The organism is uncultured Fibrobacter sp., assembly GCF_946062555.1.
In the GTDB taxonomy this organism is placed as follows: domain Bacteria; phylum Fibrobacterota; class Fibrobacteria; order Fibrobacterales; family Fibrobacteraceae; genus Fibrobacter.
The window spans coordinates 20,396-32,338 of record NZ_CAMGVQ010000040.1; the positions used below are offsets into that span (position 1 = coordinate 20,396).

The following is an 11,943-nucleotide window of genomic DNA, read 5'->3' on the forward strand; positions in this document are numbered from 1 at the left end:
GTCTAAACTCGCCAGCAACGCGGATTATTTGCATGGGCGCCTTCGGCGTCTAATGACAAGGGAGGGGCCAACCCTCCCTAAGACCCTCCCGACATGCACAAACATCCGTTTGTGCATGGGCGCCTTCGGCGCGTTCATAGCACACTAAAAGCCCATGGTGCGGCCGGCGTGCGCATCCTTCGCCTGCAGCTCCTTGCGGAGTTCCGCCTCGATGCGGCTTGCCGTGCGCACACTTTCGGGCAAGAAACGCAGACGGCCATTCACCGCGTTGAAATCGCCCGGCGTAAGCATCGGGAGGTTCGCGACGGTATCCGGACAGGAGAGCGTCGGGAAGAAAACGTCCCACATGTGACGCACGCCATCAGGCTTCAGGTAGCCGAACCCGAGCTTCAGCGCGAAGCGACGGCGGCTCGCCGCATCCAGCGAACTGTCGAAGTTCGTCGCCGCGATGAAGATCCCCTTGAAGCTTTCCATACGGGTGAGGATTTCGTTCACCTTCGAGACTTCGTGCCCTTGCATGGCTCCGCTGCGGTCGCGCAGGAAACTGTCGGCCTCGTCGAAGAACAGGATCGACTTGGTGCGTTCGGCCTCTTCAAAGGCGGCGGCAATCTGCGCTTCCGTCTGACCCACGAACATTCCCAGAAGGTCGCTCGCCTTGCGCACCACGAGGTTGCGGCCCAAGGTGCGCGCAATATGGCGCACGAATTCCGTCTTGCCGGTACCCGGAGGACCGTAGAGCAGGATGTTCAGCGAGTTCGGCGCTGAATTTTCGTCAAGGCCCTTCCACACCGCATCGTAAGCCTGCACGACCTCCATAATTTCGTCGACGGACCCCTCGATATTGAGGCCGCCCAGCGAATACGACGGAGCGTGACATTCCACGTCGCGAAGCGTCCCGTTCTTGATTCCGAGAAGCTGCGTATGCGCCTTCAGGATACGCGCCATGGTCGGGTACGCCTGGGTCGCGGCACCGCAGGCAAGCAGGTCACGCGTGCGCTGCGTCGCGAGCGTAAACCCGCCGGCCATCGCAGGGTATTCCACCACGAGCTTCAGCTTTTCTTCGGGCGAAAGCATCGTTTCGGCAGACTGCGCCTTGAGTACGGAATCGAGCATACTCAGGCGTTCGTCCTTGGAAAGCCCCTTGAACGCAATCGAGAAATCGAAGCGGCGGCGGGTGCTCCCTTCCGTAAAGTGCAGGGAATTGGTAATCCAGATGACGGGCGTGTGCAGCGTTTCGAAGAAATGATTCAGGCTCCCCTTCTCGAATCCGTTCAGCACCAGGTCCGCCTCGTCTATCATGATGATGCCCGGCTCCTGTTCGCACTGCCAGTTGGCAAGCATCGCCGCACGGACGCGGTAATACATCAGGCTCTGCGTGCGCGATTCCATACGGCGTCCCGGTTCCGCATTGTCGGCATCGATACTCACTTCCCACAGCGGGAGCCCGGCTTCCTTCGCAATCGCCTTCGCAAGTTCGGTCTTTCCGGAACCTTCCACACCGTAGAACAAAATGTTCAGCGGATGCTTGTAGTCATGATTCTTGACCATGTCGAGCGCAAGCTGCGCATCGGGATTTCCGCCCTGCAGCTGCGCAAACGGGACCGTTCCCGGTTCAGCAAGACGGAACGCCTTGAGTCCCGTGCTGTCGCCGTAGCCGTTCAGGTAAGCCTGCACCTCCGGGGGAATGTCCAGATCGTCATCGCACAGGTTGAGCATGCGGAGCGTGCCTTCCTTGCCCAAAAGACTCGAAACGTAATCCTGGTCGAGGCCGGTCGCGCGGGAAAGCTCACGGAGCATGCTCTGCGTAATGTTCGGCGGGCCGAAATGACGGCGGCGGCGACCAAAGAATTCCCCGTCCGAATCGATCTGCAGATCTTCGCGATTGTGCAGCCACATGTACACGAGCATCTCGGTCTCGTCGTCATTCAGACGGTAGGTCTCCTTGACCTTCTGCACGCGCTTGTAGACGCGGTCGTTTTCCGAGACCCCACGCGAGAGCATCTTGAGCGCATACTTTTCGAAGTTCTCGCAGATGACGCTTTGCACGCGCTTGTACAGGAACGGCGCCATCGAAGAAGGCTCGACATCGGCTATCGTCTTGAGCAGATTCCCGGTCACCTGTTCGCGGGCGCCCAGCTTGATTTCCTTACGGTAGCGGCAAATCTGTCTCAAGAAACGGCTGTCGCAATATTCTGTATCCATCACGACATCGCCATCATCGAATGCCTCTTCTACATCGAGGAGGTCGTCAAAGAGTTCGTCTTCGATTCCATCGCAATCCCGTTCATTGCTGAACTCGACCGGTTGCTTTTTCTTTTTCGCCACCGTGCGTTTCGGCTTGATGTAGCCGCCGAGAGTCTCGATAAACCCTTCCACGATGGCGCTGCGGTAAGGCTCGTTCACCAGGCGGATGGCAATTTCCTTGTTCAGGCTTTCGGGGCTGTCACGGACAATGCGCACCCAGTACTCCAGGATCTTGAGGTCCGCAAAATCCAGCCTGTTCGATCTTGCGCCGGAGCGCTTGTCCGTCTTCTTAAGGTTCTGATAAACCTTCTTAAAATACTGATCGTCTTTCTTCATCATATCCCTCTTTATTTATACAGTCTGCGGAATTAAGCCGCCAGGAAGTAGCGGAAGTCCTTGTCGACGCCCTTTTCTACAAGGAGCTTGCGGATGGCCTTCAGGCGGTTATAGACCGTGGCACGGGTACAGTCCAGAGCCTTCGCCGTTTCGGATTCTTCGTAGCGGTCGCAACGCTCGAGAGTCGCAAGGTGCGTCTCGCAGAAATCCAGCAGTTCCTTGGCACCGCCCAGTGCATCCAACATCGTCGACATCAATTCCTTCAATTCAATTCTATACTCTATATCGTCATTAAGGTCGGCATTTGTCAAATCCCCATTTTCGACGGAGCCGTAGGCACACATCGAGAGGATTTCGTCCTCGCTCATGTCCTCTTCGAACGACATCTTGTCGCAGGACACTTCGCGGTCGGCGCGTTCCGAATTGGTGCACTTTTCGTCGTGGAACCTCCAATAGACCTTGTTGTAGAGGTAAGTGACGAAAGAGGCTTTGTGCGACGGATCATAAAGCATGACCGCGTCGTCGAAGGTCTCGTAGACTTCGCCCATGAGGAAGTCGCGGCGGGCGGCATCGTTCATGCCACGCATGGCGAAATCCGGTTCCATGGTACGGGAAAGACGGATCGCATACTTCATCAGGGACTTTTCGTGAATGTTCCAGAGGCGGCGTACCACCTGGGAACGGTCGGCAGGATTGAGCTGGGCGATTTTGATGAGGGACAGGGCTTCCTGACTGTACATAGTGCTCCTTTTTTTGAAAGACGACAATTCAAAACCCCTTTGGAACTCCCAAAGGATAAACGGTTTATACCAAACAGGCGAAAAGCCCGCTTTAAAAACTATTTTATTTGATACTGGCGGCTACTTTTAAATATAGCCAATTTCCAATGACACTTTCTGACAACTTTCTCGAAACAGAAATAAAACTAATCGTCATAGTTAATTAATGATAGAAAATTCTCCAAGTTCTGGCAAGTCGTACTTTTGTAAATTTTTCTTTCAATTCCTGACGGGAGAAAGCGGAAATTACAAAAAGACGCACCACACTTACTTTATCGTCTTTTATTTTCTAATTGTCAAAAGAAAAAAACAAAAAAATTTGAGGGCACGCTACGCGAGCCCATCATGCAAGAAAAACGATGCAGGGCAATCACGCGGGCCTGTACCCGAGCAGCTTCATGCTATAGAGGGCAGTCCCCTTGCTAATGCTCCGGACTCCGGTGGCATAGCCGAAGATATTGCGCAGCGGGACATCGGCCTTCAAGAAATGCGTCCTGCCGTCGCCCCCGATTTCCTTCACCTTGCCGTCGCGGGACTGGATATCGCCCGTCACGAGCCCCGCAAAATTCACGGGGCATTCCAGCGAAAGTTCCATGATGGGTTCGTAGAGCTGCACATCGGCAGGCTTGATGAGCTTGACGACCGCATCGGCGCAGGCCTTCTTGATCATGGGCGGCAGCGCCCCTTCGGTCCAGGTGAATTCGTGGACCTCGAAGCGGACGCCGACCAGAGCCCCCTTGCCGAGCACGCCCACCTCGGTCGATTCCAGGAGCGCAGAGCGCACACCCGCCAAAATTTCGCGGGGAGCCGCCTCGAGGAATTCCGCGGAAAGGCGGATGTCGTGGGCGTCGCCCTCGAGCGGTGTCGCCGAAAGCTTGATAGAAATCTTATGGGGACCGAGCTGGAAGGTATTCTCTACCGGCCCCACCGCGTGACAGAGGCGTTCCTGCCAACGCACCTCGGGAGCCCCCGCTCGCACCTCGCAGCCGAACTCGCGCTTGAGGCGGGCCAGCAGCACGTCCAGCTGCACCTCGCCCACCGTATGCAAATACCAGAATCCGCCATCGTCTTTCTGCACGCGGAAACTCGGGTCCATGCGGCTAAGCGTATTCAGGCTCTTTTCCACGTGGAGGTAATCCTCGGAACCCAGGCACTCGATACGCGTCTGCAGCAGGGGCTGGTACCTGTCGCGAATCGAGGGGCGCGCCGCATCCGCGGGATCCGCCGCGCCATCGCCACCCGCATCCGGCGACGAATGCTGCGTCACCGAACCGTCGCTATATATATTCTGCCCGAGTTCCGTCTCGAACGGAGACCGCATCGCGTAAATGTCTCCCGAACGGATTTCGTCAACCGGCTGCAGCAAGTTCGCCTTGAGCCGCGAAAACTCGAAACCCGCGGGCCACTCCTTGCGCTCCATGTCGGCATGGCTGCGGAAAAGCGAAATTTCGCCCACGCCCTTGAAATGCCGCAAGCGGATCACCTGCCCGAGCTCGCCTTCGGCAAACTCGGGCGCATCCGGCAAGAAGAACGAAAGAGCCGTCACCAGGCTGCGCACGCCGAAGCCATCCATCGCCGAACCCGCGTAGCAGAGCGCATAATCGGCGCTCTTCGCCAGTTCCCTGAGGGCGCGCAGGAGCATCTTCGGAGGAACCGCCTTCCCCTCGAGCGCAAGCCCCAGCACCTCGTCGTCAAAGTTGCTCGCGAATTCCACCGCCTCGGCGTAATGCTTGTCGAGCTTCGCGGTCGATCCGCTCACCTCGCCCGCCTGCGGCCAGGAATCGTCCACAACCTCCTCGCCGGACGCAGAATGCACCAGACGGCTCCTGCTCAGCACATCGAGCACGCCCGTCATCTTGCCGCCGCCGTATTCGGGGAGCGTCATCAGCACCGGGCGCACGCCCAGCACCTCCTCGATATTGATCAGCGTCTCGTCCAGCGAATAGTCGGGATTGTCAAGCTTGTTTACAAACAAAATAGTACGGACGCCCGCCTCGCGCAACTTGCGGAACGCGGCCACCGTCTGCGTTTCCACACCGCTCGCGGCACTCACCACGAGCACGGCCCCTTCGACCGCCGTAAGCGCGGTATCCACCTCGGCACCGAAATCCACATGCCCCGGCGTATCGATAAAGTTGAACCAGGTGTTTTTCCACTCAAAATGGGCAACACCGCTTTCGATAGTGATACCGCGGTCCTTTTCTTCGGGCAGGTAGTCCATCGTCGCGAGCCCTTCCTCGACCTTGCCTGGCCTGCGCACCTCGCCGGCCTCAAAAAGAATCCGCTCGGAAAGCGTCGTCTTTCCGGCATCCACATGGGCAAGAATCGCGATATTTCGAATGGGCTGCAACATCTACGTTTCAATGTAGAAAATGTTCGGCCCCTTCGCCTCAAGGGACGCCACCGAAGCTTCCCTACCTTTGCTTGTGCGATTCGGTATAGCTCTGGAGATACTCTTCCATTTCACGAATGTAGATACGGCAGATGGTCGAGAGCATAAAGTTCTTCTTGACCACGTAGCCGATTTCCATGGTACGGTCATCTTCGCCCTTCGCGTCCTTGAAGGGGACCGCCACATAGTCCGAACCGTTGATTTCTTCGCTGATGATACCCGAGCAGAGCGTATAGCCGTTCAGGCCCACCATCAAGTTCAGCATAGTCGCACGGTCGTTCGCCTTGATGGTACGGTGATATTCGTTTGTACTCAAAATCTCTTCGGCAAAGTAGTAGCTGCCGCTTTCGCTCTGCTCAAAAGAAAGGCAGGGGTACTGCGAAAGGTCCATCAGGTTCACCGACTTGCGCGTTGCCAGCGGATGATTTTTCCACATATAGGCATAAGCCTTACAATCGATCAGGTGGTGGAATTCCAGGTCGCGTTCCTTGAACAGGTAGTTGATGTACTTGCGGTTGAAATTGCTCAGGTACAAAATTCCGATTTCGCTCTTGAGGCCTGCCACGTCGTCGATGACGTCCTTGGTCTTTGTCTCGCGGAGGGCGAATTCGTATTCGTCGATATTGAACTTTTTCACCATCTCCACGAAGGACTTGACCGCGAAGGAATAATGCTGCGTCGAAACGGCGAACTTCTTCTTCTGCTGCACGGCCTTGTCGTAACGGCCACGGAGAGTCTCGTAATGGTGATACAGCTGGTTCGCCTGGGCCACGAATTCCTCGCCGTCCGGCGTAAGCGACACACCGCGGCTCGTGCGGTTGAAAATCACGATGCCGATCTCTTCTTCGAGGTCGCGGATAGCGGCCGTCAGCGACGGTTGCGAAATAAACAGGTTCTCGGCAGCCTTGTTAAAGGAGCCCACCTTGGCGATACCGATTACATAGCGGAGTTGTTGCAGAGTCATGGGTCGTAGCCACCTTTGATTTGAATTTTTAGTTTCCTATTACTTTTGTAGGGATGAAATATAGACAAAATCTATTAATCAGTCAAGTAAAATAAACAAAATTTATTACGATTCGAACGGGCGAACGCGCAGGGTCACGCCCAGGTCATTACACAACTTGCGGCAAAGTTCGATTTTTTCTTCGGACATCACCTTCTCGACCACCGTCATGACCACGTTCGGCACATGGCGTTTCGCGAGGACAGCAAACTCCTGGAGCACCTCGAAGGACCCAATCCCAAACTTGGAACGCGTGAGCGCGAGGAATTCCTCGGCATCCGGCGCATTCAGCGAAATGGACACCGTGTCGAAACGGCCCGCAAGCTCCGGCGTAATGTCGCGACCGTGAACAAGGTTCGCAAGGCCGTTCGTATTGACGCGCACTTTCAGGTCCGGGTATTTTGACTTGAGGCGGTCAATCACCTCGCAGACATCGGCGACCCTTTCGAGCGGTTCGCCGTAGCCGCAAAAAATCAGTTCGTTGATGACGGAAAGATCGTACGGCGCAAAAAGATCCATCACCCGTTCGACACTAGGTTCGCCCTCCTTGAGCCAGAGCGAATTGCCTTCCATCATCTTCTTGGTCTGACGTAGGCAAAAGACACAGTTGCAGGGGCAACGGTTCGTCATGTTCACGTAGATGTTCTTGCCGGTGAGATCGCCGCTATTCGCGATATCCAGATAGCCGGCCTCTCCCACATGCCCAGTCACTGTATACAAAACCATCGTCAGTCCTCCATGAGGTCGCGAAGGAACATCTCGACACTGAGCCCCCAATGCGTAGGGACATGCTGCTCTTCGCAATAGGCAACACACTTGGACGCAAATTCGGTCGAGCGCTTGACCGAGTCGTAAAAGTCGTGCCCATTCAAGTACATTCCGGCAATGACCGCACTGATGACATCGCCCGTGCCGCTACGGTCGCCACCGATACGGTCCACCATGACCGTTTTCGGCTTTTCGCCCTTGCTGTAGACAAAGTTCATAATCTGCCTGTCTTCGCAATGGATTCCGGTCACCACGATATGTTCGGGCCCCTGGGCGCTCAACTGCTGGCAAAGGTTTTCCAGTTCGGCGTTGTTGAAATTGCCGTCGCGATATTCCGTGTCGGTCAATGCGCAGAGTTCCGTCAAGTTCGGGGTCAGGATATCGGCATAACGAACCAGGCCCTTCATCTTTTCGGAAAGCGCGGGCGTATAGGTCTTGTAGAGGAGTCCGTCGTCGCCCATCACCGGGTCGACAAGGGTGAACACGCCGGGTTTCTTGAAAGTCCTGATAAAATCGATAACGATATCCACCTGTTCTTCGGAGCCCAAAAAACCGGTCGCAATCGCGTCGAACGACATGTCCAGATTCTTGTAGGTCTGGATATAGTCGCGCATTTTCGGAGTGTAGTCGTCAAAATAGTATTCGGGGAACTGCGTATGCGTCGAAAGAATCGCCGTCGGCACCGCAACCGCCTGAATCTTCATCGCCGAAACGACAGGCGCCATGACGGCAATCGAGCAGCGTCCGAAGCCCGTGATATCATTGATGAGCGCTATCTTTTTCTGTGGCATGACCGTTCAAAAATAGAAATTTGAGAACGCGGGCATAGGCTAGCGCCGCCGAAACAATAACCGCAATCAGTGTCGGGCCAAGGAACACGGAATCCAGGCGTTCCGCCACCTGGTAAACCGCAAAACCCGCAAGCCACGCCAAAAAGTTCCAGAGCCAGGCGCCGAGACTTTCGCTACGGCCCTTCGCAAAGAAGAACGAAACCAGCAACACGGCCGCCATGGGCGCAAATACAGACGCAATCAGGTAAAGGAAACTGATGTAATGGTCCATGATTCCCGAAATCGCAAGGACGGCACTCAGCACGCTCACGACAACGCCTGCAACTTTCGGATTCAGCTTGCCGTAAATTGCCTTTGCCGATTCACCGGCCGAGTTCGCCGCCAAGAAATTGGTCGTCACCGTCGAAAGCACCACGATCACGATTCCCGGGATACCGAGACCCGCCAAGAGAATCGCCTGCGCGATATTGTTGTCCGCCCCGATTCCCGCAATCTCGATTCCGATAAAATACATCCAGAGGCTCGCCAGCGAATACGCCACGGCAGAAACCGCCGTTGCCCTGACCGGTTTTTCGGCATCCTTGGTGTAGTCGGAAATCACCGGCAACCACGAAATGGGCATGGCAATCGATATCTCGAAAACATTCCAAAAACCAAGTACGGCAGCGGCCTTGGCACCAGACGCCGGGGCGATACCGAACAACTTAACAGAAAGCACGGCAAGCAGAATCGCAAGGGCAGCCATCACGACTGTCGCCACGTTCGCCGAACGCTTGATGCCCACATAGACCCACGCCGCAATCAGCACCGCAAGAATCACGCAAGTCAGCGGGAAAGAAATCGGCAGGTTGAGCCCCGAAAGCGCCGACGCGCCCTGCGCATTCAACACGGCCACCCACGCAAGCAGCTGGAACACATTCAACGCCGCAAAGAACTTGGAACCGTACTTGCCGAAAGTCGAAGCCGTCGTCTCCATGGCGTTCAGGCGCACACGCGCACCGATGAGACCGACAAAGAACAGCATCACGCCACCCAGAAGGTGACCAAGAACCAGGGGAAGCCACAGGGAATCCCTCGCCGCCGCGGAGCCGATCTCGATACCCGCCTCAATCTCGGAAACGGAAATCGCGACACCAAACCAAATAATTCCATTTGAAAAAACACTAGTACGCATAAGCAGTGCCAAAAATAAAAAAACGGCCCTGCCATCACAAGGGCTACGACTTATATAACTTTTGTATCTACAATTATAGCTTTAAACTATAGCCCAAAGAAACAGCAAATCTAGGCGCCAAATTCCCGATCGTCCAGCGTCAATTCGTTCGCCACGGCATCCTGCTTGCGTTCAGCCGTTGCGTCAAGCGCCTCGGCATGCCCGCGCAACGCCGCGAACGGGTGGAAAATCTTTGCGCGGTCTTCCACATTCATACGCGGATGCTTCATCATAAAATTCCTGTCGTTCCGCGGATACGGCAAATCAATGATGTCTTTGTAATTATCAATCATAAAAAGCGACCCTGCAAGGGGAGCGACCTCACACCCCTAGGCACGATGTCCTCCGATTTGTCCGTTGCGTTCGATGGTCGTGGCACCCTCCTGCAGATCCATCCCCTTCACAATCGCGTTCTTGCCGAAGCGTTTCTTGATCAGGAGTTCCGCCTTCAGGCGCTTCTTTTCTTTTTCCTGCTTCTGCACATCGGTGAACAAGTCGTACTGTTCGTGGCTTGCATCCACGATGTCGGCGGCCACCAGGTTCAGGCGGCGCACCGTCAATTTAGGGTCCACGATGCGGTCAAAAAGTTTCATGACGGCATCGGCCATCACAGACTGCGAGCTGGTATAATAGCCGATGCTTGCCGTGCCGTGCGCAGGTTTCGGAATCGTGCGCCCGTAAAAATCCGTCACGGTCACGCCGTGGTAAATTCCCTTGTCCACATTTTCGCGGTCGTAACCCACCGTGAGCACCATCGCGTTTGTCACCAGGTCGTGCGCAATCAAAGTCATTGAAACCGTATCGACCATTTCACGCACCACGAGACGCGCCTTGTCGAACGGATACGGATCCTGCAACACCTGGCCTTCGCCCGTACTCCTGTTCCGAGGCTTTGACTTCTTGATGTCCGCAATCGTGCAAGGCTCGTAACCCCAAGCGTGGTCAATCAGAATCTCTGCATTCACGCCAAACAGCTTATACAGCGCTTCGGGATTTTTCACACTCACGCGGGCGATGTCGCCCATCGTGTAGACGCCTCGCCCCGCATTCAGCCTGCAATTTTCCAGGCGTTCCGCAATGCCGCGCCCCACTTGCCAAAAACTCGTGAGCGGCCTGTGCGACCAAAGCAGCCTGCGGTAACTCATCTCGTCGAGTTCCGCAATGCGCACGCCATCGGCGTCGGCGTCCACATGCTTCGCCATCACGTCCATCGCGATCTTGCAAAGGTACAAGTTCGTCCCGATTCCGCCCGTTGCCGTGATTCCCGTAGTCGCAAAAACATCCTGGATAATCGTCTTCACCAGTTCGCGTGCCGTCTTTTTATAAAGTTTCAGGTAGCGCGTCAAGTCCAGAAAGCATTCGTCGATGGAATACGCATGGATGTCTTCGGCACTCACGTACTTCAGGTAGACATTGTACACCTTCGTGGAATACTCCACATACTTCGCCATCTGCGGTTTCGCAATCGTGAACTCGATCTTTTCGCCCGTACGACGCAGCATCTCGCGCACCTTCTGGTTCACCTCGAAAAGCCGCGCACGCCCCGGAATCCCGTAAGCCTTGAGCGCAGGCGTCACCGCGAGGCAAATCGTCTTTTCGGTGCGGCTCTCGTCGGCCACCACAAGCTTCGCCTTCAGCGGGTCAAGCCCCCGGAGGATACATTCCACCGAGGCAAAGAACGACTTCAAGTCTATGGCCGCATAAGTGCGTGAAGGCATAATGGGAAATATAACTAAACAAATCAAGACCGACGAAGAATTCCAGAAGAAGCTCGACGATCTTTTTATTGCCGAGATTGCAGTTCTTTAAGCCAAAGAAAGAAACCTAGCCTTATGAAAGCTAGGTTTCAAAAAAAAATTGAGTGATATTACTTATTCAAAGCAGCAAGTCGTTTTTTTACTTCAGCGACTTGCTCATGCGAAATGCCCACCTCGCGCATAATGTCGATAGCATCTGCGTGCCCCTTGTTCACGTAATGCTCCGCAAAGGTTTCGTATCCACGCTTCGCTACAATTTCCGGCCTGTCCATCTTGATATCCTTGTGCTTGTTGGGCCACCTCCACAAAAAGTAGGAGAGCGACTGCTTGATAAAGTCCCTGCCTTCGGGCGAGCGGTCCAGCTTGAGCAGGTGTGCCGCAGCCTCGCGGAAAGAAACAGTGAACTTTTCTTCGTTAAAAATATACTTCAAAGAAGTGAGCGCGACAAGGGTCATGGGCGAAAAGCACTTCAATTCAGCGTCATCGATATCGTGGCCGATGTCAAGGAATTCTACCTTGAAGGGGTAGCCGATATCGTGGTAGTATTCGGGATAGTCCGCAAAATGCGGCTTTGAGAGCGGATCCCAGCCGTCTGCGCCGTTATAGACAATAAACTACCCTGCACTGAAAGTGCAGGGTTTTGTATGTCGTATGCGGATG

Annotated in this window: 10 protein-coding genes; all 10 read right to left on the bottom strand. The window is 55.0% G+C overall.

What is annotated here, in order from left to right; translation table 11 throughout:
• Nucleotides 1-144: 144 nt before the first annotated feature.
• Nucleotides 145-2,583 (bottom strand): AAA family ATPase, encoded by a 2,439-nt coding sequence (locus tag Q0P86_RS11555; RefSeq protein WP_290994020.1) that lies wholly within the window; start codon nucleotides 2,581-2,583, stop codon nucleotides 145-147.
• A 29-nt stretch (nucleotides 2,584-2,612) separates the two neighbouring features.
• A complete protein-coding gene (locus Q0P86_RS11560; protein WP_295039593.1) occupies nucleotides 2,613-3,320 on the bottom strand; it encodes a hypothetical protein in 708 nt (235 codons plus the stop codon).
• Nucleotides 3,321-3,729: 409 nt separating this feature from the next.
• The gene (locus Q0P86_RS11565) at nucleotides 3,730-5,712 is read right to left on the bottom strand and encodes a GTP-binding protein (protein WP_295039595.1); all 1,983 of its coding nucleotides are present in this window, start codon (nucleotides 5,710-5,712) and stop codon (nucleotides 3,730-3,732) included.
• Between the two features lie 61 nt (nucleotides 5,713-5,773).
• A complete protein-coding gene (locus tag Q0P86_RS11570) occupies nucleotides 5,774-6,715 on the bottom strand; it encodes a LysR family transcriptional regulator (RefSeq protein ID WP_295039596.1) in 942 nt (313 codons plus the stop codon).
• Nucleotides 6,716-6,820: 105 nt separating this feature from the next.
• Nucleotides 6,821-7,480 carry a TatD family nuclease-associated radical SAM protein gene (locus Q0P86_RS11575; RefSeq protein ID WP_295039598.1) on the bottom strand — a complete coding sequence of 220 codons (660 nt, stop codon included), beginning with the start codon at nucleotides 7,478-7,480 and terminating at the stop codon, nucleotides 6,821-6,823.
• 2 nt (nucleotides 7,481-7,482) lie between these two features.
• The gene (locus Q0P86_RS11580; RefSeq protein ID WP_290994974.1) at nucleotides 7,483-8,313 is read right to left on the bottom strand and encodes a pyridoxamine kinase; all 831 of its coding nucleotides are present in this window, start codon (nucleotides 8,311-8,313) and stop codon (nucleotides 7,483-7,485) included.
• Nucleotides 8,282-9,487: a cytosine permease gene (locus tag Q0P86_RS11585; protein ID WP_294115467.1), complete on the bottom strand. Its 1,206-nt coding sequence runs from the start codon at nucleotides 9,485-9,487 to the stop codon at nucleotides 8,282-8,284. Before Q0P86_RS11585 ends, Q0P86_RS11580 begins: the two co-directional genes overlap by 32 nt.
• A 110-nt stretch (nucleotides 9,488-9,597) precedes the next feature.
• Nucleotides 9,598-9,819, bottom strand: coding sequence for a hypothetical protein (locus tag Q0P86_RS11590; protein ID WP_294115465.1), 222 nt, complete (start codon nucleotides 9,817-9,819; stop codon nucleotides 9,598-9,600).
• A gap of 36 nt (nucleotides 9,820-9,855) precedes the next feature.
• Nucleotides 9,856-11,244, bottom strand: a complete 1,389-nt coding sequence (locus Q0P86_RS11595; protein WP_295039601.1) for a DNA methylase — start codon at nucleotides 11,242-11,244, stop codon at nucleotides 9,856-9,858.
• 149 nt (nucleotides 11,245-11,393) lie between these two features.
• Nucleotides 11,394-11,738, bottom strand: a complete 345-nt coding sequence (locus tag Q0P86_RS11600) for a hypothetical protein (protein WP_295039602.1) — start codon at nucleotides 11,736-11,738, stop codon at nucleotides 11,394-11,396.
• Nucleotides 11,739-11,943 lie beyond the last annotated feature (205 nt).

Bases quoted from the DNA above. Each gene is read 5' to 3' on its own strand.
- Q0P86_RS11555 (WP_290994020.1), bottom strand. From the start codon at position 2,583: ATGATGAAGAAAGACGATCAGTATTTTAAGAAGGTTTATCAGAACCTT.
- Q0P86_RS11560 (WP_295039593.1), bottom strand. From the start codon at position 3,320: ATGTACAGTCAGGAAGCCCTGTCCCTCATCAAAATCGCCCAGCTCAAT.
- Q0P86_RS11565 (WP_295039595.1), bottom strand. From the start codon at position 5,712: ATGTTGCAGCCCATTCGAAATATCGCGATTCTTGCCCATGTGGATGCC.
- Q0P86_RS11570 (WP_295039596.1), bottom strand. From the start codon at position 6,715: ATGACTCTGCAACAACTCCGCTATGTAATCGGTATCGCCAAGGTGGGC.
- Q0P86_RS11575 (WP_295039598.1), bottom strand. From the start codon at position 7,480: ATGGTTTTGTATACAGTGACTGGGCATGTGGGAGAGGCCGGCTATCTG.
- Q0P86_RS11580 (WP_290994974.1), bottom strand. From the start codon at position 8,313: ATGCCACAGAAAAAGATAGCGCTCATCAATGATATCACGGGCTTCGGA.
- Q0P86_RS11585 (WP_294115467.1), bottom strand. From the start codon at position 9,487: ATGCGTACTAGTGTTTTTTCAAATGGAATTATTTGGTTTGGTGTCGCG.
- Q0P86_RS11590 (WP_294115465.1), bottom strand. From the start codon at position 9,819: ATGATTGATAATTACAAAGACATCATTGATTTGCCGTATCCGCGGAAC.
- Q0P86_RS11595 (WP_295039601.1), bottom strand. From the start codon at position 11,244: ATGCCTTCACGCACTTATGCGGCCATAGACTTGAAGTCGTTCTTTGCC.
- Q0P86_RS11600 (WP_295039602.1), bottom strand. From the start codon at position 11,738: ATGACCCTTGTCGCGCTCACTTCTTTGAAGTATATTTTTAACGAAGAA.